Raw genomic sequence first — 24,966 nt, forward strand, 5'->3', positions numbered from 1 at the left:
TTTTGAGACGTAGCCAAAATATCTGCCGTCGAAACCTGCACGACGACGGCGATTGTTAAGCCTGATTCATCAGGGTGTGTGAAATGTAGCGTAAATTGTGTGGATGTAAATTGGTTTTGTTTGCTATATGATGCCGACCGATTTTGATTCTCTCTGACGATTGCAGGACTTGTACACCATGCCAGTGTTACACAACCGCGTTTCGAATGAGATGTTAAAGGCGCGCATGTTGGCTGAAACCGAACCGCGCACGACCATCTCCTTCTACAAATACTTCACCATCGACGATCCGCAGGCGACCCGCGATGCGCTTTATCAGGCCTTCACGGCACTGAACGTTTTCGGGCGCGTCTACCTTGCCCGCGAAGGCATTAACGCGCAGATTAGCGTGCCGGAAAGCAAAGTGGATGCGTTCCGCGACGCGCTTTATAGCTTCGATCCGGCCCTCAACGGCTTACGCCTGAACATTGCCCTGGATGACGATGGAAAATCGTTCTGGGTGCTGCGCATGAAGGTGCGTGAACGCATCGTGGCGGACGGTATTGACGATCCTGAGTTTAACCCGGCGGACGTCGGCGAATATCTGAAGGCCGCGGAAGTGAATGCGATGCTGGACGATCCGGATGCCGTGTTCATTGATATGCGTAACCACTACGAGTACGAAGTGGGGCATTTCGAAAACGCGATGGAGATTCCGGCCGATACCTTCCGCGAGCAACTGCCTAAAGCGGTGGAGATGATGCAGGAGCATAAGGATAAAAAAATCGTTATGTACTGCACCGGCGGTATCCGCTGCGAGAAGGCCAGCGCGTGGATGAAGCACAATGGGTTCAACAAGGTCTGGCACATTGAAGGCGGTATTATTGAGTACGCCCGCCGCGCCCGTGAGCAGGGCTTACCGGTACGCTTTATCGGTAAAAACTTCGTCTTTGACGAGCGCATGGGCGAGCGCATTTCAGAAGATGTGATTGCCCAGTGCCACCAGTGCGGCGCGCCGTGCGATACCCACACCAACTGCAAAAACGACGGTTGCCACCTGCTGTTTATTCAGTGCCCGGCCTGTGCCGAGAAGTTTAACGGCTGCTGTAGCGAGCTGTGCAGCGAAGAGAGCGTCCTGCCGGAAGAAGAGCAGCGTCGTCGTCGCGCGGGACGTGAAAACGGTAATAAGATTTTTAATAAATCACGCGGCCGTCTGAATACCAAACTGGGTATTCCTGACCCGGAATGATAATAACGCCCGGCACGGCGAAAGCCTGCCGGGCGAATCTATTACGACTTCTGCTGCACACCTTCAACGGAAATAACCAGCTCAACGTCCTGCGACGCCGGGCCTAAATCCGTTGTGATATTAAAATCTTTCAGGTGAATTTTACCCGCCGCTTCAAAACCTGCGCGTTTTCCGCCCCACGGATCGTCGCCCTGACCGATCAATTTCGCATCCAGAGTCACGGGTTTAGTTACGCCATTCAGCGTCAGATTCCCGGTAATAGCCAATTTATCACCGTCTTTCTTAACTTCCGTGGAGGTGAAGGTGGCCTGTGGGAATTTTGTGACGTTGAGGAACTCTGCGCTGCGCAGGTGTTTATCGCGCTCAGCATGGTTCGTGTCGACGCTGTTCGTATTAATGGTCACATTGACTTTATCTGCCGCAGGATTTTTCTCGTCAAAAGTAAATGTGCCGTCGAAATCTTTAAAGGTGCCGTACAGCCAGCTGTATCCCAGGTGCTGAATGCGGAAATTGACGAAAGCGTGCTGGCCCTCTTTATCAATTTTATAGTCAGCCGCTACGGCAGAACCGGTGGTGAATAACAGAGAACCGAGGGCAATACCCAGCAGGTGTTTTTTCATTTTATGCTCCAGAGTCAACTGACGAGCGGCCAAGCATGCGCTTAAGCGTATCGTCTTTATCAATAAAATGGTGTTTAAGGGCGGCGAGCCCGTGCAGTACGGACAGGATCACCACGCTCCAGGCAAGCCAGAGGTGAACGACGCCCGCCGTATCGGCCTGAGCCCCGGCATCGCTGAGCGTTGCCGGAACCTCGAACAAGCCAAAAACGCTAATCGGTTTGCCGTCTGCCGTTGAAATGAGATAGCCGCTGATCAGAATGGCGAAGAGCAGCGCGTAGAGCGCAATATGCGCGGCAACGGCGCTGACGCGGGTTATTTTTCCGTATGTCTTTAGTGGCGCGGGCGGTGGGGAAATATGTCGCCAGATGGCGCGAAATACCAGCCCCAGCATCAGCAGAACCCCGATGCTTTTATGCAGCTCGGGTGCCTGATGATACCAGCCATCGTAATAGCTGAGCGTGACCATCCAGAGTCCAAGTCCGAACATACCGTAGACGGCAATGGCAAATATCCAGTGCAAACTTATGGATATTATTCCGTAGCGCCGGGAGGAGTTACGCAATTGCATCAGAATGTCCATTTTCAAATTAACCGAAAGGTAAAAATGAACGGGAAGACGCGATATTGCAACTGAAATAATTGACTATTGATTTTTATTTTATTTATTTCAGCGATTTTGAAAAGAAACAGCAAAATTAATTCAATGGCTTCGTGCAAGACGTATTTAGCAGAAGAAAAAACCTTAAATAAACATAAAGTAACGTCAGTTAACGTCAGTTAACGTCAATTGTCACTTTCAATAAAACACAATGTATATAACATCAACGATAGCGAGCAGTGCCCACAATAAGATATAGAGCATAAAGTGTTCGCGAATGTTATTGATGAGGAAATCCACAATCCTGCGCATAACGCCCCACAATTGAGTACGAAGAAAACGGGCCCCGATGCCGCCGGAGCCCGTGGCCGATTATCCGTTAAAACGCGAGAGTGAGAACGGCGTCAGATCAAACTGTGGCGTGATACCCTGGGCAAACTGCGCGGCGATTTCACCCAACACCGAAGCGAACTTAAAGCCGTGGCCACTCAGCCCGGTAATCAGCAGGGTGTTGTCATGTCCCGGCAGCGTATCAATAATAAAGTCTTCATCCGGCGTGTTGTCATAGGTGCAGGCCGCGCCATAAAGCAGGCCACCGACGCCCGGGAGAATATTGCGCAGGAACGAGAAGGCTTCTGAGCCGTCCTGCGGGCAGGCGCCAAACGGCTTGCGCTCCTCAGGTGAGGAGATGACCTGCCCGCCGTTGTGTTTTCCAATCTTGAGAGCGTCCTTCTCGGAAGGGAAACCGTAGAACTGATCGCCGTTGGGTAACTCGCCGGTAAACGCCGGGAATTTATTTTGCGCGCTGTAACGCCCGTCCGACTGGAACCAGGAGAAGACCTTGCGTACCGGCTGGATCGGCAGGTCCGGGAGCAGGCGGGTAACCCAGGTTCCTGCGCTAATAAGCAGGCGGGAAGCCGAATATTCCCCGTCTACGGTTTTCACCGTAACGCCGTTTGCATCATGCGTGATGGCCTCTACGGGGCAATTGAACAGCTGCGCACAGCCCGCTTTGGCGGCAAGATCGACCCAGGTTTTGATCGCCGTTTCACAGTGCAGCACACCGGAGTTGGCTTCAAAGAGACCAATATAATCCTCCGGGACGGTAATTTCAGGCCAGCGCGCGCTAATGCCCGTCGCGTCCAGCTTTTCAACGTCCAGATTGTAGGCTTTCGCGCTGCGTTCGACGCCGGCGAGAAATTCAGAGTGGGCCGGGCCCAGATTGATAACGCCGGTACGTTCGAAAATGCGATCTTCAGTCTGTTTCGCCAGTTCATCCCACAGCGTCTGGGCGCGAAGCACCAGCGGGACATAGCGCTCGCCTTCGCCATACGCATGGCGGATAAGGCGGGTATCGCCATGATGGCTGCCCTCCGCATGAGGCGGAAGATGGCTATCGATCATCAGGACCTTCAGCCCTGCCTGCGTTGCGTAATAACCGGCGGCCGATCCAACGGAGCCGCTACCAATAATGATTAAGTCGTATCTCATATGCATCTCGTAAACTTACGGTTTGTTAGCAGAGTAATTAACAACGCGGGCGTAAACAAGCGGGAAATAAATAAGGCACCGCGAGGGTGCCTGTTGAGTGAAAAGTGGGCATAAGGTTAGTGCCGTTTATACTCATTTTCCTGATAGTCGCCAGATTCTATTTTTGCAATGCCTGCCTCTAAAATAGAAATAAACTGACGGGCGACGTCTGTTGTTAGCCACAGCGTCTGTCCAACTTCCGCTTCGTCACGGTTGAGTTGATTTGGGGTCTGGTAGTGCAAACGCAGCATCAGTGCATCGTAGCTATCTACGGTACTGATATCCCAGCCTACAAGCGGATGGGTCTGGATCACTTCGTTATTCTTTTCCATTATAACCCCCTTAATGCGTGTTAGAAGACAACGGCTCTGAGGTTCAATGCATGTTTTTCTGAAAGCTTCTTCAGTATACCAAGTAATAAGGGTTCCAACGGGAAAAATAAACAGGTAGCAACACATTTTTCTGCTTTTTAGGATTGTTCGAACAATAAAACACCATCTCGTTCACGATTTTTTAAGAACACGCTGAATTAATTTGAACTTTCGAAATTACAGGCAAAAAAAAGCCGGGGCGACCCGGCAAAAAACACAATGAGGGAGCAGTGTTAATCGGTAATGAACCAGTCGTCTGCGCTTTCCCACGTTTCCTGCAGGATTTCGCTGATGCGATCTTTATCTTCTTTTGCGGCACCCATGACGGAGAGGTTGTTCGCTGCGGCGTAACGCACCGTTACGGCGCCCGCGTTGTCGGGAAAGGTGTTGTTAATACGACGGGATAATTCGCCTGCCAGAGCGTCAAGCGCGCCGGCAGGCAGAACGGTAGTTTTGGCTATGGTGACTTCAATACGCATAAATGCCCCCTGTGTAATATACTGTTTATTTATACAGGCATATTATCGGTTTGACAACAAGGGGCGTTGATTTTTTAGCGTTTTACCGTCCAGCTTACGGTTTCACCTGCCAGGAAGGGGATCAGCGTGTCATCCGTCAGCGCGATAGACTCCTCAACCTGGCTCGCTTTGCGCTCCAGCTCAATGAAGGTGTCATTGACCGGCAGGCCGTAGAAGCGCGGGCCGTTGAGGGAGCAGAACGCTTCGAAATGTTCCAGCGCGTTCATCTCTTCAAATACGGTTGCGTAGCTGGCAAGCGCCGTTGGGGCGTTGAAACAGCCCGCGCAGCCGCAGCTTGCCTCTTTGCGATGGCGGGCGTGAGGCGCGGAGTCTGTGCCCAGGAACGCACGGGTGAATCCGCTGGCGACCAGCTCGCGCAGCGCCTGCTGGTGGACGTTGCGCTTGAGGATCGGCAGGCAGTACAGGTGAGGGCGCACCCCGCCCACCAGCATATGGTTACGGTTAAACATCAGATGCTGTGGGGTGATGGTCGCAGCGATCAGCTCGTTACCGTCGCGAACATACTCTGCCGCGTCTTTGGTGGTGATATGCTCAAAGACCACCTTAAGCGCCGGCAGGCGCTGGCGCAGGGGCTCCATCACGGTTTCGATAAAACGGGCTTCACGGTCGAAGATGTCAATCTCCGCATGCGTTACTTCACCGTGTACCAGCAGCGGCATGCCCAGTTTCTGCATGCGCTCCAGCACCGGCATGATGGCATCAATACTGGTGACGCCGTGGCTGGAGTTGGTGGTGGCGTTCGCCGGGTAGAGTTTCGCCGCCGTAAATACGCCTTCGTTGAACCCGCGTTCCACTTCATTCGGATCCAGTGAATCGGTCAGGTAGCAGGTCATCAACGGGGTGAAATCATGTCCCGCCGGAACGGCATCCAGAATGCGCTGACGGTAGGCAATGGCGGCATCGACGGTGGTGACTGGCGGAACCAGGTTTGGCATGACAATCGCGCGGCCATAAATTTCACTGGTATAGGGCACGACGGTTTTCAGCATATCGCCATCGCGCAGATGGATATGCCAGTCGTCTGGGCGGCGGATTTTAAGAACCAGGGGTTGTGCAGTCATGGAAGCTCCGGCTTGTCAGGAATCAGTCATAAGGATGGCTGTTTTTGCCGGACACAAATCATAAGCGGAAACGTTTTCGTTTGCACACTTTTCCGTAAAAAAAAGGGCGCCGCAGCGCCCTTCAGGTTAATCGGTGAAAGGAATAACGATCTCTCCCGGTTTCACCTCTATCCCTTTTGCATATTTCTTCGCGAGAGCTTCACCCTTGCTGTTGTCTTCGCTTAAGACGTACGCCGGCTGCTGGTTAAAGTAGTTTCGCAGAGACTGGTTCAGATAGGGCATCAGGGTTTGCAGTACCGGCGCCATTTTGTCCGGCGAAACCTGCGCATCGACCACTTCCATCTCCTGCAGGAATATCGCCCCTTTCTCTTTGTTGAAAACGGGGAGCGCCTTCAGCTTGAGCTTGATGTTGGCTTTCTGATTGCCAAAAAGAGACGTCATATCAAGCGCGGCATCGCCTGCGAGAGTGACTTTATTCGGCTCTTCGCGGCCAATCTGGCTGGTGAGATTGGTGAGCACGATGTGGGCATCGGCCAGCCCCGGCACGCCAATGTCTTTAGAGAAATTGTTATGTTTTTCCAGCGCCTGATTAATTTCCTGCTCACTGACGGTATATTGCGTAAGCTGGTTACAGCCCACCAGCAGACCGCTGACAACGAATGCCGCGGCTAAGACAATTTTCTTCATAGTGCTCCTCAACGAAAAATCGGCGCTTCTGTCCTGTTACGCCAGTATGTCAGCGTGAATGGGCAGAAACCAGCAGAAAAAACTGAGAAGTGGGGCGGGAGAGGCTCCCGCCCGAGGGAAAGGCTACGCGCCAGGCTCCAGCATGCCGCTCGCGCTGCGCTTCTGGCTGAACTGCCACCACAGGGCGAGAAGCGTCATGACGCCCACCACGCCGAGCATCATCCAGGGGAGTTCCGGCTGGTTCAGCGCTTTGCCGGCATCGAACAGCCAGCCGCCGCCGGCGTAACCCAGCGCACCGCCAAAGGCCAGACCCAGGCGGCTGAAGCCCATATAGCTGCCGCGCGCACGCGCATCCGCAAGCGAGGCGCTAAGCGTTTCGCGGGCGGGCTCGGCGATGATGGAGCCGATATAGAAGGTGCAGATCAGCGTAAAAAGCTGCTGAAACGTGTTTACCAGACCGATCGGCATCATGCTCAGCGTCATCAGAAACAGCCCTGCCATCAGGCGATGCTCCAGGCGAAAACGCCGTTCACTCCAGCGGGCAATCGGATAAAGCAGCGTTAATGACAGGCAGGCTTCGATGGCGTACATCCATTTTACGGCAGCAGGCGTGCCCGCAATATCGTTCACCATGATTGGCAGCATCAGCATCACCTGTACGGCGAGCATGTAATAGCCTGTCAGGGTCAACACGTAGGTGACAAAACGCCTGTCGCGCAGGACGCGTCCTAGCCCCTCCCGCACCGGGGCTTTTACCGTCGACAGCTTCCAGGCCGGAAGGTAGAGGCCGTTAAACAGGGCGCACAGAATAAACAGCACCGCCCCGGCCGCGCAAACCAGACGGAAATCGTACTGCAGCAGCCAGCTGCCCAGCAGGGCGCCAACAACCGCCCCGGCGCTGTCCTGCATCATCAGAATGGAGAAGAAACGGCCGCGGTGCTGAGGACGAATCAGCTTTACCACCAGCGCGGTGCGTGGCGGGTCAAACAGGGTGCCCCCGATGCCGGAGAGAAAGCAGGAGAACCACAGCAGCCAGGGCTCGTGGGCGATCGCCATCGTGGCAAAGCCTGCCGCGCGGAGCAGCATACCGGTAACGATCATCGGTTTAGCGCCAAAGCGGTCAGCGATCGCGCCGCCAAAGACGCCCAGCCCCTGCTGGACAAACTGGCGTAACCCCAGGGCAATCCCAACCATTAATGCCGCCCAGCCCATTTGATCAACAAAGCGGATCGAGATGAGGGGGAACACGACAAAAAAGCCGAGCACGACCAGCATGTTATCGACGAGCAGGAAATATTTACCCAGGCTCCTGGCCTGTGATACGCGGGACATTTTCCCTCCAGGGAAAATAAGAAGGTGAGCACGCTAACATTCTGCGGTGTCGCCGCGTTTTTTCCCACCCCCGGGCGCGACAATATTTTTTTATCAAAACGGTGCTTTGATAGAGAGTTCTCATCGAAAAATGTGAAAAGAGGTCAAAATGGTATGTCACTGTTTTCACAGACGGCACGGGCGCAGGTATAGTAAAGCTAATGGGTAAGCTGAAGTGACGGGAAGGAGTGGTATTGATGTTTGGCTATCGCAGTAATGTGCCAAAAGTGCGTCTGACAACGGACAGGCTGGTCGTTCGTCTTGTGCATGAGCGTGATGCCTGGCGTCTGGCGGATTATTACGCCGAGAATCGCCAGTTTTTAAAACCCTGGGAACCCGTTCGGGATGAGAGCCATTGTTACCCCTCCGGCTGGCAGGCACGCCTCAGCATGATCGCTGAATTTCATAAGCAGGGCAGCGCGTTTTATTTCGCGCTGCTGGATCCAGAAGAGAAAGAGATTATCGGGATCGCCAATTTTTCAAACGTGGTGCGGGGATCGTTTCACGCCTGCTACCTTGGCTATTCCATCGGCCAGAAATGGCAGGGGCAGGGACTGATGTACGAGGCGTTAACGGTAGCCATCCGCTATATGCAACGCACGCAGCATATCCATCGCATTATGGCGAACTACATGCCGCATAATCAGCGCAGCGGGAATTTGCTGGCGCGTTTAGGGTTTGAGAAAGAGGGTTATGCCAAAGACTATCTGCTGATAGACGGAGAGTGGCGCGACCACGTTCTGACGGCATTAACCACCCGTGACTGGACCGCAGGTCGTTAAGGAGAAAAGATGAAGTATCAGCTAAACGGTACGGAAGCGCGCGTGATTGGGTGCTTACTCGAAAAACAGGTCACCACGCCGGAGCAGTATCCGCTCTCTGTTAACGCCGTGACCATGGCCTGCAACCAGAAGACCAACCGCGAGCCGGTGATGAATCTCAGCGAGCATGAGGTTCAGGACGTGCTGGATGCGCTGGTGAAGCGCCACTATCTGCGCACCGTCAGCGGCTTCGGCAACCGCGTGACCAAATACGAGCAGCGCTTCTGTAACTCCGAATTTGGCGATCTGAAACTGAGCAGCGCGGAAGTGGCGGTTATTACCACGCTGCTGCTGCGCGGGGCGCAAACGCCGGGGGAACTGCGAACGCGCGCTTCCCGAATGCATGAGTTCAGTGACATGCAGGAAGTCGAGCAGACCCTGGAAGGGCTGGCCGCGCGTGAGGATGGCCCTTACGTGGTGCGCCTGGCGCGCGAGCCGGGTAAACGCGAGAGCCGCTACATGCATCTCTTCAGCGGCGACGTTGACGCCGCAAGCGTGGCGACGGAATCGAGCCCTGCAACCCGTGACGACCTTGCCGCGCGCGTAGAGGCGCTGGAAGACGAGGTGGCTGGGCTGAAACAGCGTCTGGATGCACTGCTGGCACATTTGGGAGACTAACGGTGAAAAAATTACGCATTGGCGTGGTGGGGCTGGGCGGTATTGCGCAGAAAGCCTGGCTGCCCGTATTGGGCGCTGCGTCTGACTGGACGCTGCAAGGGGCATGGTCACCCACCCGAGAAAAGGCAGAACGTATCTGTGAAACCTGGCGTATCCCGTATGCGGCATCGCTCCAGGATCTGGCCCGCGAGTGCGATGCGGTCTTTGTGCATACCTCAACGGCAACCCACTATCAGGTGGTGAGCGAGTTGCTCAATGCGGGGGTTCACGTCTGCGTGGATAAACCGCTGGCGGAAAATGTTCAGGACGCTGAACGGCTGATTGAGCTGGCGGCACGTAAAAAACTGACGCTGATGGTCGGTTTCAACCGCCGCTTCGCGCCGCTTTACCAGCAGCTGAAGGCGCAGTCCGGCAATATGGCCTCGCTGCGCATGGATAAGCACCGCACCGACAGCGTGGGACCAAACGATCTGCGCTTTACCCTTCTCGATGACTACCTCCACGTGGTGGACACCGCGCTGTGGCTGACTAACGGCGAAGCGCTGCTGAAAAGCGGCACTCTAGTCACCAACGAACAGGGGCAGATGGTCTATGCGGAACACCATTTTGCCGTTGAGCATCTTCAGGTCACCACCAGCATGCACCGCCGCGCGGGCAGCCAGCGGGAATCCGTGCAGGCGGTAACCGACGGCGCGCTGTACGACGTTACCGACATGCGTGAATGGCGGGAAGAGAAGGGCGGCGGCGTAGTGATGCAGCCGGTCCCCGGCTGGCAAAGCACTCTGGAGCAACGAGGTTTCGCAGGATGTGCCCGCCACTTTATCACCTGCGTGCAAAATCAGACGGTTCCTGAAACGTCCGGCGAGCAGGCCATTCTGGCTCAGCGCATTGTGGAACGGCTCTGGCGCGAGGCCATGAGTGAATAACTCGCTGTAACATCTGCGGATAGTAATTCGTTGAAATCCGGTTAGACTAAGCGCCGCTTGTTGGCTTTGCCGGGTGGCGCTTGTGCGTTCCCGGTCTATAAATCCGTATGGTTCTGGAAATTCACGTTAATGAACTTATTAAAATCGCTGGCGGCCGTCAGCTCGATGACCATGTTCTCTCGCGTTCTCGGTTTTGCGCGCGATGCCATTGTGGCAAGGGTCTTTGGTGCAGGGATGGCAACGGACGCCTTTTTCGTGGCGTTCAAGCTGCCGAACCTGCTGCGTCGCATTTTTGCTGAAGGGGCGTTCTCCCAGGCGTTTGTGCCCATTCTGGCGGAATATAAAAGCAAGCAGGGTGAAGACGCGACGCGCGTGTTTGTCTCTTATGTCTCCGGGTTGCTGACGCTGGCGCTGGCCGTGGTGACGGTAGTCGGTATGCTGGCCGCGCCCTGGGTCATTATGGTGACCGCGCCCGGCTTTGCCGACACGGCGGATAAATTTGCCCTGACCTCGCAGCTTCTGCGCATTACCTTCCCCTATATTCTGCTGATCTCGCTGGCCTCGCTGGTGGGGGCGATCCTGAACACCTGGAACCGCTTCTCCGTTCCGGCGTTTGCGCCGACGTTTCTCAACGTCAGCATGATCGGTTTTGCGCTGTTCGCCGCGCCGCACTTCAACCCGCCGGTGCTGGCCCTGGCCTGGGCGGTCACCGTGGGCGGCGTGCTGCAGCTGGCGTACCAGCTGCCGCATCTGAAGAAAATCGGCATGCTGGTGCTGCCGCGCATCAACCTGAAAGATGCCGGGGCGATGCGCGTTATCAAGCAGATGGGGCCCGCCATTCTTGGCGTCTCCGTCAGCCAGATCTCGCTGATTATCAACACCATCTTTGCCTCTTTCCTGGTGTCGGGTTCCGTCTCGTGGATGTACTACGCTGACCGCCTGATGGAGTTCCCGTCCGGCGTGCTGGGCGTGGCGCTGGGGACCATTCTGCTGCCGTCGCTGTCGAAAAGCTTTGCCAGCGGCAACCATGACGAATACTGCCGCCTGATGGACTGGGGCCTGCGTCTTTGCTTCCTGCTGGCCCTGCCAAGCGCGGTAGCGCTGGGGATCCTCGCCAAGCCGCTGACGGTGTCGCTGTTCCAGTACGGGAAATTCACCGCGTTTGACGCCGCGATGACCCAGCGCGCGCTGGTCGCTTACTCGGTGGGATTGATGGGGCTGATTGTCGTCAAAGTGCTGGCACCGGGGTTCTATTCACGTCAGGACATTAAAACGCCGGTGAAAATTGCCATTGTAACGCTGATTATGACGCAGCTGATGAACCTGGCATTTATCGGCCCGCTGAAGCATGCCGGCCTGTCGCTGTCTATTGGTCTGGCGGCCTGTCTGAATGCCGGGCTGCTTTACTGGCAGCTGCGCAAGCAGGATATCTTTACGCCGCAGCCGGGGTGGGCAAGTTTCCTCGTGCGTTTGGTCGTGGCGGTGCTGGTGATGTCTGCGGCACTCATCGGGATGATGTACGTCATGCCGGAGTGGTCTCTGGGCACGATGCCTTATCGTCTGATGCGGCTGATGGCCGTGGTGGGCGTTGGGGTGGTAGCGTATTTTGCCACGCTCGCTGTGCTGGGCTTCAAAGTGAAAGAGTTTACCCGCCGGACGGCATAAACGCCAAAAGGGGAGTTCACCTCAGGGTGCTCCCCACTGCAAGATTTGTCGCTTACGCGTCAAATCGAAATCTTTTTTACACCCGCAATACGTGCCGTCGCCGTCTGACCATCCGCGCCGTACAGTCCGGTTTCTTTATGCGGCTTCAGCACCTCAAGCGCCTGCTGATTACGCTCTATCTGGCCTTCAAGCAGCCAGCCGTTATGCTGGTTGAGATCGCGCAGATGCTGGGTTTTTTCGGTAATGGTCTGCCAGCGCTCGGCAATATCGTCATTGGCGCTGCGCTTCGAGTCCTGCTCGGCGCGGCGCTGCTGCTCCAGATAATCCAGCGTGGCCAGCAGCGAACTCTTATCTTCAGTAATACGCTGCAGCGCGCTGCCGTTAATGTGACCGGAAGAGAGATGCTGTTGTTCAGCATCCATTACCGTTTTCAGGTCGTTCAGGACAACCGTCATTTGATCCAGTATTTCTGACAGTCGACTCATACGGTTAGTTACTCTGTAAGAAACTCTGTGCTTCCTGAATCAGGGCATCAGCGATTTTGCTGGTGTCCATTTTCAGCTCACCGTTGCGAATAGCCGTTTTCAGCGCTTCAACACGTTCCATATTGATATCGTTGCTGCCTGGCTGCATCAGTTTTGCCTGGGCATCGCTCAGGGTCACGCTGGTGCTGTTAGACGTTGACGGTTTTTCCAGACGCGTTTTCTGAGGGGTAGCGTCGTTCGTTTCGCGAGGCTGTACAGCGCTTACCGGCTTCAGGGCTGATGTACGATCAATGCTCATAGTGTTGTCCTCATCGAGGGTTCGCGGCGTTTGCGCCTGACATCATCATTAGTGGAATATTTATCGGCACGCGCCGCGAAATCTTTAAAAAGATTATAGGTTAATCAGAATATTCCCATCAGAATCGACGGTTCCGCTCACCACCTGGCCTGAGGACATTCTGACGCGGGCGTTTTGCGCTACCGCGGCATTGTTCAACGCTTTCCCTTCACTGTTGATGCTAAAGCCGTCTCCGTTGGCAACGACCATCACCTGCTGTCCCGCTTTGACACGCCACGCCTGGCGCAGCATGGAGAGCTGAATCGGCTGGCCCGGCGCGACATCGCGCAGGCTGACGGCGTCCTGTGCCTGGTTAATGTCCAGCATTGTCCGCGGCGGGAGCTGATCCAGACGCCCGCGCTTTAACGTCACGCTGTTTGCCTGCAGCGCGCTGCCACGCACAATGGGTACGGCGGCGACAACATAATTGCCCGTCGCCTGAACTGCAACCTGTAAATAGCGTTTTTCGTTGGCGCAGCGTGCCAGGACGTTCACATTGCCCCACAGCTTCGTGGTCCCCGTCACGCTGAATGACGGTTGCTCGCAGGTCGGATACAGATTCGGCGGCGTGCGGATGGTCACGTTAACGTCATCGCTAAAGCCCGCCAGCTTCTGGGCAAAAAAATTCGTCAGCGCATCCTGTAAATCCCCGGCATTCACCAGAGGGCTAAACAGCAAGAAGGTTGCCATCAGGCCACGTTTTAACGTTTGCATCGCAAGTTCCACCGTTTCCAGAGTTGGATGAATTCTACCTGCAGTGGTTTTGCATCAACGGAATAAATAGCGACGCATTTTGTGCTTATTCCGTCGATAGGGGAGACCGGGTGAGATTTAAGCTGTGAACTGAAATTTTGCCATCAGCGGAGGAGACATGCTCGATAAACTCGACGCCGCGTTACGTTTTCAGCAGGAAGCGCTCAATTTACGCGCCCAGCGGCAGGAGATTTTAGCCGCCAACATCGCTAACGCCGATACGCCCGGGTATCAGGCGCGCGATATTGATTTTTCCAGTGAGCTCAAAAAGGTGATGGAGCGTGGACGTGCCGAAGGAACCGGTGTTGCACTCGCCATGACATCCTCTCGCCATATTCCCGCTCAGGCGATGACCGCGCCAGCGACCGATTTACTTTATCGCATCCCTGACCAGCCTTCACTCGACGGTAACACCGTGGATATGGACCGGGAGCGTACGCAGTTTGCCGATAACAGCCTGAAATACCAGACGGGCCTGACCGTACTCGGCGGACAAATCAAAGGCATGATGAACGTCCTGCAGGGGGGCAACTGATAAATGGCCTTGCTGAATATTTTTGATATCGCCGGCTCGGCGTTAACCGCCCAGTCCAAACGTCTGAACGTGGCCGCCAGTAACCTGGCGAACGCCGACAGCGTGACCGGACCTGACGGACAGCCTTATCGTGCCAAACAGGTTGTGTTTCAGGTCGACGCTGCGCCAGGCGCGGCGACGGGCGGCGTGAAGGTGTCTGACGTGGTTGAGAGCCAGGCGCCGGACAAGCTGGTGTATGAGCCCGGTAACCCGCTCGCGGACGCTAACGGATACGTGAAGATGCCAAACGTGGATGTGGTAGGCGAGATGGTGAACTCCATGTCGGCGTCCCGTAGCTACCAGGCGAACGTCGAAGTGCTTAATACCGTGAAGAGCATGATGCTCAAAACACTCACTCTCGGCCAGTAAAGGAGACATGCATGTCCATCGCCGTAAATGTGAATGATCCGACGAACACGGGTGTTAACAACACCAAAAGTTCGACAAGCTCCAGCTCCCTGACGGGAAGCAATGCCTCCGATTTGCAGAGCAGTTTTCTGACGCTGCTGGTGGCGCAGCTTAAGAACCAGGATCCGACTAACCCAATGCAGAACAACGAACTGACCACGCAGCTTGCGCAGATCAGTACCGTGAGTGGCATTGAGAAACTGAACACCACCCTCGGTTCCGTCTCCGGTCAGATTAACAGCGCTCAGTCCCTGCAGGCGGCAAGCCTGATTGGTCACGGCGTGATGATCCCGGGGACCACGATCCTGGCGGGCACCAGCACCACCGACGGTACATCGACCACCACCACTACGCCGTTCGGCGTTGAATTGCAGCAGGCGGCTGACAAAGTGACGGCGACGATCACCGACTCAACCGGCGCCGTGGTTCGCACCATCGACATCGGCGAGCTGAAAGCGGGCGTTCACACCTTTACCTGGGACGGCAGCCTGACCGACGGCACGAAAGCACCAAATGGCTCCTACAAAGTCGCGATTAGCGCCAGCAACGGGACGACCCAGCTGGTGGCGCAGCCGCTGCAGTTTGCGCTGGTTCAGGGCGTGATTAAAGGGGGCGACGGCAACAAACTGGATTTGGGTACTTCCGGTACCACCACACTCGACGAAGTTCGGCAGATTATCTAAGCCTTAACACTTATCAGGAGTAAGTCATGGCCTTTTCTCAAGCGGTCAGCGGCCTGAATGCTGCGGCCACCAACCTGGACGTCATTGGCAACAACATCGCCAACTCCGCGACCTATGGTTTCAAATCCGGTTCTGCGTCTTTTGCAGATATGTTTGCCGGTTCCAAAGTGGGTCTGGGCGTAAAAGTTGCGGGCATCACTCAGGACTTTACCGACGGTACCACCACCAACACCGGTCGTGGCCTGGACGTTGCCATCAGCCAGAACGGTTTCTTCCGTATGGTCGATGCAAACGGCTCGGTGTTCTATAGCCGTAACGGCCAGTTCAAGCTGGACGAAAACCGTAACCTGGTTAACATGCAGGGGATGCAATTAACGGGGTATCCGGTTGCCGGAACGCCATCAACGGTTCAGACCGGTGCGAATCCACAGGCGATTAATATCCCAACCACGCTGATGGCCGCGAAGTCCACCACCACGGCTTCCCAGCAGATTAACCTCAATTCCACCGATGCCGCACCAACCGCCGCCTTCGATCCAGCCAACCCGGATACCTACAACAAAAAAGGTACGGTAACCGTCTTTGATAGCCAGGGTAATGCGCACAACATGAACCTGTTTTACGTCAAAGATGCGACCCCGGCGAACTCCTGGAAAGTGTATGCCCAGGACGGCAGCGTGGCAGGCAGCGCGGCGGCAGTGGCCACGACCTTGACCTTCGATAATAACGGTACGTTGATCGGGGGTGGAAACATCAACATCACTACCGCGACTATCCCAGGTGCGGACCCGGCGACCTTCGCGATGAGTTTTGCTAACTCCATGCAGCAGAACACCGGTGCAAACAATATCGTGGCGACCAACCAGAACGGCTTCAAGCCGGGCGACCTGGTCAGCTATCAGATTAACGATGACGGCACCGTCGTCGGGAACTACTCCAACGAGCAGACTCAGGTGCTGGGCCAGATCGTGCTGGCAAACTTCGCCAACAACGAAGGCCTGAAGTCCGAAGGGGATAACGTCTGGTCTGCCACGCAGTCTTCCGGTGTTGCCCTGCTGGGCACCGCGGGCTCCGGTAACTTCGGCACGCTGACCAACGGCGCGCTGGAAGCCTCTAACGTGGACCTGAGTAAAGAACTGGTGAACATGATTGTCGCGCAGCGTAACTATCAGTCGAATGCGCAGACCATCAAGACCCAGGATCAGATCCTCAACACGCTGGTTAACCTGCGTTAAGCGGCTAACAGGAAAGCGCAATGGATCACGCAATATATACCGCGATGGGCGCGGCAAGTCAGACGCTCAGCCAGCAGGCCGTTACCGCCAGCAACCTGGCAAACGCCTCTACGCCGGGCTTTCGCGCGCAGCTGAATGCGCTGCGCGCGGTGCCGGTGGAAGGGCTCTCCCTGCCGACCCGTACGCTGGTGGCGGCATCCACCCCGGGCGCAGACATGACGCCAGGGCAGATGGATTACACCTCACGCCCGCTGGACGTTGCTCTGCAGCAGGACGGCTGGCTGGCGGTGCAAACGGCGGACGGTGGCGAAGGCTATACCCGTAACGGGAATATCCAGGTCAGCGCGACCGGCCAGCTGACGATTCAGGGGCATCCGGTGATGGGTGAAGCGGGCCCGCTGACCGTGCCGGAAGGCTCTGAGCTGACCATCGCCGCGGACGGCACCATCTCGGCGCTGAACCCGGGCGATCCGGCCAACACCGTTGCCCCCGTCGGGCGTCTGAAGCTGGTCAAAGCGGAAGGCAAAGAGGTGCAGCGCGGCGACGACGGCATGTTCCGTCTGACCCAGGCAGCTCAGGCTACCCGTGGTGCCACATTACAGGCCGATCCGAGCATCCGCGTGATGTCCGGCGTTCTGGAAGGCAGCAACGTTAAGCCGGTAGCCGCTATGAGCGACATGATCGCCAGCGCCCGTCGTTTTGAAATGCAGATGAAAATTATCAGCAGCGTGGACGAAAACGCGGGCAAGGCTAACCAACTTCTGTCGATGAGTTAACAGGACTCTTTATGATCAGTTCTTTATGGATCGCGAAAACTGGCCTGGACGCGCAGCAAACCAACATGGATGTGATTGCCAACAACCTGGCAAACGTGAGCACCAATGGTTTCAAGCGTCAGCGCGCCGTTTTCGAAGATTTGCTTTATCAAACCATCCGCCAGCCGGGCGCGCAGTCTTCTGAACAGACGACGCTGCCGTCAGGCCTGCAGATCGGTACCGGCGTTCGCCCGGTGGCGACCGAGCGTCTGCACAGCCAGGGCAACCTGTCTCAGACCAACAACAGCAAAGACGTGGCGATCAAAGGCCAGGGCTTCTTCCAGGTGCAGCTGCCTGACGGGACCTCTGCCTACACCCGTGACGGTTCCTTCCAGGTCGATCAGAACGGTCAGCTGGTGACGGCGGGCGGTTTCCAGGTTCAGCCTGCGATCACCATTCCGGCGAACGCCCTGAGTATTACCATCGGCCGCGACGGCATCGTGAGCGTGACCCAGCAGGGGCAGGCCGCGCCGGTCCAGGTCGGCCAGCTCAACCTGACCACCTTCATGAACGATACCGGTCTGGAAAGCATTGGTGAGAACCTCTACACCGAAACGCAATCCTCCGGCACGCCAAATGAAAGTACGCCAGGCCTGAACGGTGCCGGTCTGCTGTATCAGGGGTATGTCGAAACCTCCAACGTGAACGTGGCGGAAGAGCTGGTGAATATGATCCAGGTCCAGCGCGCGTATGAAATTAACAGTAAAGCAGTCTCGACGACCGATCAGATGCTGCAGAAACTGACGCAACTCTAAGGTGTAGCCCGGTGCGGTAAACCCCGCACCGGCTCCCTGTTTTCGAAGATGAAGGCAATGCAAAAAAACGCGGCGTTTCGTTATCCGATACTGACTGTTCTGGCCGTCACCCTCAGCGGGTGCGCTTTGATCCCGTCTAAACCATTGGTCCAGGGTGCGACGACTGCCCAACCCGTTCCTGGCCCTGCGCCAGTTGTAAACGGCTCCATTTTCCAGACCGCGCAGCCGATTAACTACGGCTATCAGCCGCTGTTTGAAGATCGCCGCCCGCGTAATGTCGGCGATACATTGACCATTGTGCTGCAGGAAAACGTCAGCGCGAGCAAGAGCTCGTCGGCGAACGCCAGCCGCGATGGCAAAACCAATTTTGGCTTTGACACCGTTCCACGCTATCTGCAGGGCCTGTTCGGCAATGCCCGTGCGGATGTTGAGGCCTCCGGCGGCAACACCTTTAACGGTAAAGGTGGCGCGAACGCCAGCAACACCTTCAGCGGTACGCTGACGGTCACGGTTGACCAGGTGCTGGTTAACGGCAATTTACACGTCGTGGGTGAAAAGCAGATCGCCATTAACCAGGGCACTGAATTCATTCGCTTCTCGGGCGTGGTGAATCCACGCACCATCAGCGGCACCAACACCGTTCCGTCCACCCAGGTGGCGGATGCGCGCATTGAGTACGTCGGTAACGGCTACATTAATGAAGCGCAGAATATGGGTTGGCTGCAGCGCTTCTTCCTTAATTTATCGCCGATGTAAGCGAGGTGACCCATGTTTAAATCGATCTTCGCCGCGGCGCTGGTTCTTGTCGCAACGTTTGCCCAGGCCGACCGCATTCGCGATCTCACCAGCGTTCAGGGCGTCCGCGGGAACTCGCTGATTGGCTATGGCCTGGTGGTGGGGCTGGACGGTACCGGTGACCAGACGACCCAGACGCCGTTTACCACCCAAAGCTTAAACAACATGCTTTCCCAGCTCGGCATTACCGTGCCAGCGGGAACTAACATGCAGCTGAAAAACGTGGCCGCGGTTATGGTCACTGCCTCCTACCCGGCGTTTGCGCGCCAGGGGCAGACCATTGACGTGGTGGTCTCCTCAATGGGTAACGCCAAAAGCCTGCGCGGCGGTACGCTGCTGATGACCCCGCTGAAAGGCGTCGACAGCCAGGTCTACGCGCTGGCGCAGGGGAACATCCTGGTCGGCGGGGCAGGCGCATCCGCTGGCGGAAGCAGCGTCCAGGTGAACCAGTTGAACGGCGGGCGCATCACCAACGGTGCGATCATCGAGCGTGAACTGCCGACCCAGTTTGGCGCGGGCAACACCATCAACCTGCAGCTGAATAATGAAGACTTCACGATGGCGCAGCAGATTGCCGACACCATCAACCGCAGCTATGGCAATGCCACGGCACTGGATGCGCGTACCGTGCAGATCCGCACCTCCACCGGCAGCAGCAACCAGGTGCGCATGCTGGCGGATATCCAGAATCTGGAAGTGAACGTGCCGGTGCAGGATGCCAAAGTGATCATCAACTCCCGTACGGGCTCCGTGGTGATGAACCGGGAAGTGTCGCTGGATAGCTGTGCCGTGGCGCAGGGTAACCTGTCGGTGACGGTTAACCGTTCCGCCAACGTCAGCCAGCCGGATACACCATTTGGTGGCGGCCAGACGGTAGTGACGCCGCAAACGCAGATTGATTTACGCCAGAGCGGCGGTTCCCTGCAGAGCGTGCGCTCCAGCGCCAACCTGAACAGCGTGGTGCGTGCCCTGAACGCCCTGGGCGCGACGCCGATGGATCTGATGTCCATTCTGCAATCGATGCAAAGCGCGGGCTGCCTGCGCGCCAAACTGGAAATCATCTGATGCTGACCGATAGCAAACTGTTGACCAGTGCCGCCTGGGACGCCCAGTCGCTCAACGAACTGAAAGCCAAAGCAGGTAAAGACCCGGCGGCGAATATCCGCCCGGTCGCCCGCCAGGTGGAAGGGATGTTTGTACAGATGATGCTGAAAAGCATGCGTGAAACCCTGCCGAAAGACGGGATGTTCAGCAGCGATTCAACGCGTCTTTATACCAGCATGTACGACCAGCAGATTGCGCAGCAGATGACCGCCGGTAAAGGCCTCGGTCTGGCTGACATGATTGTCAAACAGACCGCTGCCGCACAGGGTGTTCAGCCAGAAGAGCAGCCGCCGCAGGTGCCGATGAAGTTCGACCTCGAAACGGTGACCAGTTATCAGAACCAGGCGCTGACGCAGATGGTGCGTAAAGCGATACCGAAGGCAACGGGCAGCGGCGACGAGGCGCTCTCCGGTGACAGCAAAGACTTCCTGGCGCAGCTTTCTCTGCCAGCACGGCTTGCCAGTGAACAGAGCGGCGTGCCTCACCACCTGATTCTGGCCCAGGCCGCGCTGGAGTCAGGCTGGGGCCAACGCCAGATCCGCAAGGAAAACGGCGACCCGAGCTTCAACATCTTCGGCGTGAAGGCCACCTCCAGCTGGAAGGGGCCGACCACCGAGATCACGACTACGGAATACGAGAACGGCGCGGCGGTGAAGGTGAAAGCCAAATTCCGCGTCTACAGCTCGTATCTGGAAGCCTTATCCGATTATGTAGGCCTGCTGAGCCGAAATCCGCGTTATACCGCCGTTACGCAGGCGGCAACGGCGGAGCAGGGCGCTCAGGCCCTGCAAAACGCGGGCTACGCGACCGACCCGAACTACGCGCGCAAGCTTACCAGCATGATCCAGCAGCTGAAATCCATGGGCGAGAAGGTCAGCAAAGCCTATAGCACAGATATCGAAAATCTGTTCTGAAAGTTCTCAAGTCCCGGTGGAGGTTGCCGATAACCTTCATCAGGACTCGTGTCTGAACGTATAAAAGGAACCCCCATGTCCAGTTTGATTAACAGCGCCATGAGTGGCCTCAGTGCCGCACAGTCGGCACTCAATACCGTCAGTAATAATATTTCAAGCTATAACGTGGCAGGTTACACCCGCCAGACGACGGTGCTGGGTGCATCTAACAGCACGCTGACCGGCGGTGGCTGGGTGGGTAACGGGGTGTATGTCTCCGGTGTCCAGCGTGAATATGACGCTTTCATCACCAACCAGCTGCGCGCCGCGCAGACCCAGAGCAGCGGCCTGACCACGCGCTATCAGCAGATGTCAAAAATTGACGATGTGCTCTCCGATACCACCAACTCGCTTTCCACCACCCTGCAGGATTTCTTTAAGAGCCTGCAAACGCTGGTGAGCAACGCGGAAGACCCGGCTGCGCGTCAGACGGTGCTGGGAAAAGCGAGCGGCCTGGTCAATCAGTTCAAAACCAACGATCAGTATCTCCGCGATCAGGATTCGCAGGTGAATACCGCGATCGGGACCAGCGTTTCGCAAATCAACAACTATGCCAAACAGATTGCCAATCTGAACGATCAGATTTCCCGCCTCACCGGCGTCGGCGCGGGCGCATCGCCTAACGATCTGCTCGACCAGCGCGATCAGCTCGTCAACGAGCTGAACAAAATCGTGGGTGTGGAAGTTTCGGTTCAGGATAGCGGCACGTTTAACATCTCTTTCGGCAACGGCTACAGCCTGGTGCAGGGCAGCAAAGCTAACCAGCTGGCTGCCGTGAAGTCCAGCGCCGATCCTTCCCGCACCACTATCGCCTACGTCGATGAAGTTGCGGGTAATGTCGAGATCCCGGAAAAGATGATCACTACCGGTTCGTTAGGCGGTTTGCTGACCTTCCGCGCGGAAGATCTGGATAAGGCTCGTAATAACCTGAACCAGATGGCGCTGGCGTTTGCTGACGCGATGAACAAGCAGCATGAGGCCGGCTTTGATGCCAACGGCGATGCGGGCGGCAAGCTGTTCGGCTTCGGTTCTCCGGCTGTGCTTTCCAACAGCAAAAATAGCGGCACGGCGGTCGTCAATGCCACCGTTGCGGACAGCACCAAAGTTCAGGCAACGGACTATAAGCTGCAGTTTAACGGCACCGACTGGACCATCACCCGTACGTCGGACAAGACCAGCTTTACCATGAGCCCGGATGCCAGCGGCAATCTGTCGTTTGACGGTCTTAACGTGAACGTTAGCGGTTCGGCCAACGCCAAAGACAGCTTTACCGTGAAGCCCGTCTCTGACGTCATCATGAACATGGAACTGTCCATCAGTGACGAATCCAAACTGGCCATGGCCGCGGTGCAGAACGGCGGTGAGAGCGACAACCGCAACGGGCAGAAAATGCTCGATCTGCAAAACAGCAAAGTGGTTGGCGGGAACAAAACCTTTAACGATGCCTATGCCTCACTGGTGAGCACCGTAGGGAGCACCACCGCTTCACTGAAAGTCAGTAGCCAGACGAAAGCCAATGTGGAAACGCAGTTAATTAAGCAGCAGCAGACCATCTCTGGGGTAAACCTCGACGAAGAGTATGGCAACCTGCAGCGTTATCAGCAGTATTACCTCGCCAACGCGCAGGTGCTTCAGACTGCCAGTACGCTCTTCGATGCAATTATCAACATTCGTTAAGGTTGAGGTGAAAAATGCGTATTAGCACCCAGATGATGTACGAACAGAACATGCGCGGGATCACCGATTCCCAGAGCAGATGGCTGAGCTACGGTGAACAAATGTCCACCGGCAAGCGCGTTAACCGTCCGTCGGACGATCCTATCGCGGCTTCGCAGTCTATTGTGCTGTCACAGTCTCAGTCTCAAAACAGCCAGTTCGCGTTAGCGCGCACCTTTGCCACGCAAAAAGTGTCGCTGGAAGATAACGTGCTGACCCAGGTGAACACCGCTTTATCAAGCGTGCGTGAGAAGCTGGTCTACGCGTCAAACGGCACCTTAAGCGATGACGACCGTCTCTCTCTGGCGACCGATATCCAGGGGATCCGCGACCAGCTGATGAACCTGGCTAACACGACGGATGGCAATGGTCGCTTTATCTTTGCGGGATACAAAACCGAGAGTGCACCGTTTGATGCCGGAACCGGCACCTACAATGGTGGTACTGAGGCGATCACTCAGCAGGTCGATACGGCGCGAAACATGGCGATCAGTCATACCGGCCAGCAGATCTTTGAGAGCATTACCAGCAATGCACAAGAGTTGCCGGGCGGTGGGTATGGCGATACCAACATGTTTAAAATCCTTGATTCCGCCATTGCTTCGTTGAAAACGCCGATTGAGAACGATCCGGCCGCAGCCGCCGCGCAAGGTCAGGTGATTTCCAACGCGCAGATCGGTATTAAAAACGCTCAAAACAACGTCCTGACGGTCGTTGCGGATGTGGGTACTAAACTGAACGAACTGGAAAAACTCGATACCCTGGGTGACGACCGCGCGCTGGGTCAGACTAAGCAGATGAGCGACCTGGTGGACGTGGACTGGAACGAAGCGATTTCCTCTTACACCATGCAGCAGGCGGCCCTGCAGGCCTCTTATAAAGCGTTTAGCGATATGCAGGGCATGTCTCTGTTCCAGCTGAACAAATAACATCTTGACCTCTTGGAACATGTCTTGAAACTGGGCATGTTTTACTGCCCAATCCGTCTGGATTGGGCATTTTTTTTATGCCATTTCTGCTGGTGCCGAGGCGACCCGCGCGCTTTCAATCATACGGATTGCCAGCGCAATGATGCCGCAGACCGTTGCCAGCGCAACTACGCCCGTCCAGCCAGCCAGCGTGTAAATATTGCTGCCTAACGCGGAACCCAACGCCATGCCGATGAAGATCACGGTAAAGAGCAGGGCGTTCAGACGACCCCGTGCCTGTGGCTCAAGGCTGTAAACCAGATTCTGGTGCGCGACCAGGCTGGACTGCAGGCCCAGATCGAACCCGATAGCAGAGACGGCAATCAGAATCAGCTGTCCGTGAACTCCCAGGGCGGGCATCAGGAACATCAGGGCAAACGAGACGGTCACAAGGACGGCACCAAGCTGCGTGACTTTCCCGGCACCCAGTTTATCCGCCAGGCCGCCCGCCAGCGGGGCTGCCAACGCACCGGCTGCACCTGCGATACCAAAACCACCTGCGACGGCACTCCCGAGGTGATAGCGTTCCAGCAGCATGACCGCAAGCGTAGACCAGAAGGCGCTAAAGGCTATCGACAGAAAACCCTGGGCCAGCGCGGCACGGCGCAGAGCGGGATAGCGACGCCACAGATGTTCCATCGAGCGCAGCAGAGCGGGATAGCTCAGCGTGGAGTGAACGGCGAAACGAGGGAGTACGGCCCACATCACCACGCCGATAAACGCAATACTTCCCGCAGCCAGCTGATACATCACGCGCCAGCCAAACGCTTCGCCCACCACGCCGCTGACGGTTCGGGAGAGCAAAATGCCCAGCAGCAGACCGGTCATCACCGTACCCACGGTTTTCCCCTGTTTGCCTTCCGGCGCAAGGATTGCCGCAGCCGGGACAATATCCTGCGCCATGGTGGCGGCCATGCCGATGAGCAGGCTTGCCAGCAGCAGGGAGTGGATCTGTCCGGTCAGGCTACAGCCCAGCAGGAACAGCGCCAGGGCTGCGCTCTTTATCAGGATTAACGTTCTGCGGTCGTGGCGATCGCCGAGCGGCAGCAGGAACAGGATCCCTAAGGCATATCCCGCCTGGGTGAGGGTCGGGACCAGGCCCATTCCTTCGATACTCAGGTGAAGGTCGGCGCCCATCAGAGGCAGCAGAGGCTGGGCATAATAAATGGATGCCACGCTGAAGCCTGCACCGAGCGCCAGCATTAAGATTACCCAGCGGCTTACGGCATGGGCGGCGGTTGTTGTGTTCATAAGACGTTCCTCATTCATCGTGTGAGGCTATTTTTCATCAGTACGCCTTGCGGCGGTAGCGGGCGCGGTGGTAAAACGCTTATACGTTAAACGTATAGA

At 56.3% G+C, this 24,966-nt stretch carries 29 protein-coding genes; 16 read left to right on the top strand and 13 right to left on the bottom strand.

All coding sequences use genetic code 11. The features are described 5' to 3' along the window. Positions 1–178 precede the first annotated feature (178 nt). Complete coding sequence (locus tag IM294_RS13170; protein WP_048956746.1) at positions 179–1,228, top strand: rhodanese-related sulfurtransferase; 1,050 nt, start codon at positions 179–181, stop codon at positions 1,226–1,228. 41 nt (positions 1,229–1,269) lie between these two features. Here the strand turns inward: IM294_RS13170 and IM294_RS13175 are convergent, their stop codons facing one another. The 9 genes from IM294_RS13175 to mdtH form a co-directional block, all read right to left on the bottom strand. Further along, complete coding sequence (locus IM294_RS13175) at positions 1,270–1,848, bottom strand: YceI family protein (RefSeq protein WP_028012691.1); 579 nt, start codon at positions 1,846–1,848, stop codon at positions 1,270–1,272. Between the two features lies 1 nt (position 1,849). After that, on the bottom strand, positions 1,850–2,416 hold the full coding sequence (locus tag IM294_RS13180) for a cytochrome b (RefSeq protein ID WP_028012692.1): 567 nt from the start codon (positions 2,414–2,416) through the stop codon (positions 1,850–1,852). Between the two features lie 228 nt (positions 2,417–2,644). Continuing rightward, positions 2,645–2,758, bottom strand: coding sequence for a YceO family protein (locus tag IM294_RS13185; protein WP_032644857.1), 114 nt, complete (start codon positions 2,756–2,758; stop codon positions 2,645–2,647). A gap of 60 nt (positions 2,759–2,818) precedes the next feature. Further along, positions 2,819–3,937, bottom strand: coding sequence for an N-methyl-L-tryptophan oxidase (solA, locus tag IM294_RS13190; RefSeq protein ID WP_126817589.1), 1,119 nt, complete (start codon positions 3,935–3,937; stop codon positions 2,819–2,821). Between the two features lie 116 nt (positions 3,938–4,053). Next, positions 4,054–4,308 (bottom strand): biofilm formation regulator BssS, encoded by a 255-nt coding sequence (bssS, locus tag IM294_RS13195; RefSeq protein ID WP_023299782.1) that lies wholly within the window; start codon positions 4,306–4,308, stop codon positions 4,054–4,056. Positions 4,309–4,580: 272 nt separating this feature from the next. Further along, positions 4,581–4,826 carry a DNA damage-inducible protein I gene (dinI, locus tag IM294_RS13200; protein ID WP_028012694.1) on the bottom strand — a complete coding sequence of 82 codons (246 nt, stop codon included), beginning with the start codon at positions 4,824–4,826 and terminating at the stop codon, positions 4,581–4,583. Between the two features lie 74 nt (positions 4,827–4,900). After that, entirely contained in the window at positions 4,901–5,947 is a 1,047-nt protein-coding gene (gene pyrC / locus IM294_RS13205) for a dihydroorotase (RefSeq protein WP_126817587.1), read from the bottom strand. A gap of 126 nt (positions 5,948–6,073) precedes the next feature. Continuing rightward, entirely contained in the window at positions 6,074–6,634 is a 561-nt protein-coding gene (locus IM294_RS13210; protein ID WP_028012696.1) for a lipoprotein, read from the bottom strand. Positions 6,635–6,757: 123 nt separating this feature from the next. Then, positions 6,758–7,966 carry a multidrug efflux MFS transporter MdtH gene (gene mdtH, locus IM294_RS13215; protein WP_193360355.1) on the bottom strand — a complete coding sequence of 403 codons (1,209 nt, stop codon included), beginning with the start codon at positions 7,964–7,966 and terminating at the stop codon, positions 6,758–6,760. Between the two features lie 236 nt (positions 7,967–8,202). Here mdtH and rimJ point away from each other — a divergent pair, with 236 nt between their 5' ends. The 4 genes from rimJ to murJ all read left to right on the top strand — a co-directional run bounded on the left by rimJ (position 8,203) and on the right by murJ (position 12,035). Continuing rightward, positions 8,203–8,787 carry a ribosomal protein S5-alanine N-acetyltransferase gene (rimJ, locus tag IM294_RS13220; RefSeq protein ID WP_013097146.1) on the top strand — a complete coding sequence of 195 codons (585 nt, stop codon included), beginning with the start codon at positions 8,203–8,205 and terminating at the stop codon, positions 8,785–8,787. A 9-nt stretch (positions 8,788–8,796) separates the two neighbouring features. Next, complete coding sequence (locus IM294_RS13225) at positions 8,797–9,444, top strand: YceH family protein (RefSeq protein ID WP_126817583.1); 648 nt, start codon at positions 8,797–8,799, stop codon at positions 9,442–9,444. A 2-nt stretch (positions 9,445–9,446) separates the two neighbouring features. Continuing rightward, the gene (locus tag IM294_RS13230; protein WP_047368281.1) at positions 9,447–10,370 is read left to right on the top strand and encodes a Gfo/Idh/MocA family protein; all 924 of its coding nucleotides are present in this window, start codon (positions 9,447–9,449) and stop codon (positions 10,368–10,370) included. Between the two features lie 129 nt (positions 10,371–10,499). Beyond that, positions 10,500–12,035 (top strand): murein biosynthesis integral membrane protein MurJ, encoded by a 1,536-nt coding sequence (gene murJ / locus IM294_RS13235; RefSeq protein ID WP_028012700.1) that lies wholly within the window; start codon positions 10,500–10,502, stop codon positions 12,033–12,035. A gap of 59 nt (positions 12,036–12,094) precedes the next feature. Here murJ and flgN read toward each other — a convergent pair whose 3' ends face one another. The 3 genes from flgN to flgA form a co-directional block, all read right to left on the bottom strand. Then, on the bottom strand, positions 12,095–12,520 hold the full coding sequence (flgN, locus tag IM294_RS13240) for a flagella biosynthesis chaperone FlgN (RefSeq protein WP_028012701.1): 426 nt from the start codon (positions 12,518–12,520) through the stop codon (positions 12,095–12,097). Between the two features lie 4 nt (positions 12,521–12,524). Further along, positions 12,525–12,818: a flagellar biosynthesis anti-sigma factor FlgM gene (gene flgM, locus IM294_RS13245; RefSeq protein ID WP_014883360.1), complete on the bottom strand. Its 294-nt coding sequence runs from the start codon at positions 12,816–12,818 to the stop codon at positions 12,525–12,527. A 93-nt stretch (positions 12,819–12,911) separates the two neighbouring features. Then, entirely contained in the window at positions 12,912–13,571 is a 660-nt protein-coding gene (flgA, locus tag IM294_RS13250) for a flagellar basal body P-ring formation chaperone FlgA (protein ID WP_028012702.1), read from the bottom strand. Between the two features lie 157 nt (positions 13,572–13,728). Here flgA and flgB point away from each other — a divergent pair, with 157 nt between their 5' ends. The 11 genes from flgB to flgL all read left to right on the top strand — a co-directional run bounded on the left by flgB (position 13,729) and on the right by flgL (position 23,577). Beyond that, positions 13,729–14,145 carry a flagellar basal body rod protein FlgB gene (gene flgB, locus IM294_RS13255; protein WP_008500815.1) on the top strand — a complete coding sequence of 139 codons (417 nt, stop codon included), beginning with the start codon at positions 13,729–13,731 and terminating at the stop codon, positions 14,143–14,145. Positions 14,146–14,148: 3 nt separating this feature from the next. Then, positions 14,149–14,553 (top strand): flagellar basal body rod protein FlgC, encoded by a 405-nt coding sequence (flgC, locus tag IM294_RS13260; RefSeq protein ID WP_013097138.1) that lies wholly within the window; start codon positions 14,149–14,151, stop codon positions 14,551–14,553. 11 nt (positions 14,554–14,564) lie between these two features. Next, positions 14,565–15,275 (top strand): flagellar hook assembly protein FlgD, encoded by a 711-nt coding sequence (flgD, locus tag IM294_RS13265; protein WP_041910524.1) that lies wholly within the window; start codon positions 14,565–14,567, stop codon positions 15,273–15,275. Positions 15,276–15,301: 26 nt separating this feature from the next. Next, positions 15,302–16,510, top strand: a complete 1,209-nt coding sequence (gene flgE / locus IM294_RS13270) for a flagellar hook protein FlgE (protein WP_041910523.1) — start codon at positions 15,302–15,304, stop codon at positions 16,508–16,510. Positions 16,511–16,530: 20 nt separating this feature from the next. Next, positions 16,531–17,286 carry a flagellar basal body rod protein FlgF gene (locus IM294_RS13275; protein ID WP_028012705.1) on the top strand — a complete coding sequence of 252 codons (756 nt, stop codon included), beginning with the start codon at positions 16,531–16,533 and terminating at the stop codon, positions 17,284–17,286. 11 nt (positions 17,287–17,297) lie between these two features. Beyond that, positions 17,298–18,080, top strand: coding sequence for a flagellar basal-body rod protein FlgG (gene flgG / locus IM294_RS13280; RefSeq protein ID WP_000625853.1), 783 nt, complete (start codon positions 17,298–17,300; stop codon positions 18,078–18,080). Positions 18,081–18,137: 57 nt separating this feature from the next. Further along, positions 18,138–18,836: a flagellar basal body L-ring protein FlgH gene (flgH, locus tag IM294_RS13285; RefSeq protein WP_023311139.1), complete on the top strand. Its 699-nt coding sequence runs from the start codon at positions 18,138–18,140 to the stop codon at positions 18,834–18,836. A 12-nt stretch (positions 18,837–18,848) separates the two neighbouring features. Continuing rightward, a complete protein-coding gene (locus IM294_RS13290; RefSeq protein ID WP_028012706.1) occupies positions 18,849–19,940 on the top strand; it encodes a flagellar basal body P-ring protein FlgI in 1,092 nt (363 codons plus the stop codon). Next, positions 19,940–20,893, top strand: coding sequence for a flagellar assembly peptidoglycan hydrolase FlgJ (gene flgJ / locus IM294_RS13295; protein WP_041910522.1), 954 nt, complete (start codon positions 19,940–19,942; stop codon positions 20,891–20,893). Before IM294_RS13290 ends, flgJ begins: the two co-directional genes overlap by 1 nt. 75 nt (positions 20,894–20,968) lie before the next feature. Then, positions 20,969–22,609, top strand: coding sequence for a flagellar hook-associated protein FlgK (gene flgK / locus IM294_RS13300; protein ID WP_126817581.1), 1,641 nt, complete (start codon positions 20,969–20,971; stop codon positions 22,607–22,609). Positions 22,610–22,623: 14 nt separating this feature from the next. Beyond that, on the top strand, positions 22,624–23,577 hold the full coding sequence (gene flgL, locus IM294_RS13305) for a flagellar hook-associated protein FlgL (protein WP_126817579.1): 954 nt from the start codon (positions 22,624–22,626) through the stop codon (positions 23,575–23,577). A 75-nt stretch (positions 23,578–23,652) separates the two neighbouring features. On the opposite strand, the gene IM294_RS13310 is transcribed toward flgL, so the two are convergent. Then, on the bottom strand, positions 23,653–24,867 hold the full coding sequence (locus tag IM294_RS13310) for an MFS transporter (protein ID WP_048960925.1): 1,215 nt from the start codon (positions 24,865–24,867) through the stop codon (positions 23,653–23,655). Positions 24,868–24,966: the final 99 nt, after the last annotated feature.

Source organism: Enterobacter cloacae complex sp. P43RS (assembly GCF_014930585.1).
Classification (GTDB): domain Bacteria; phylum Pseudomonadota; class Gammaproteobacteria; order Enterobacterales; family Enterobacteriaceae; genus Enterobacter; species Enterobacter bugandensis.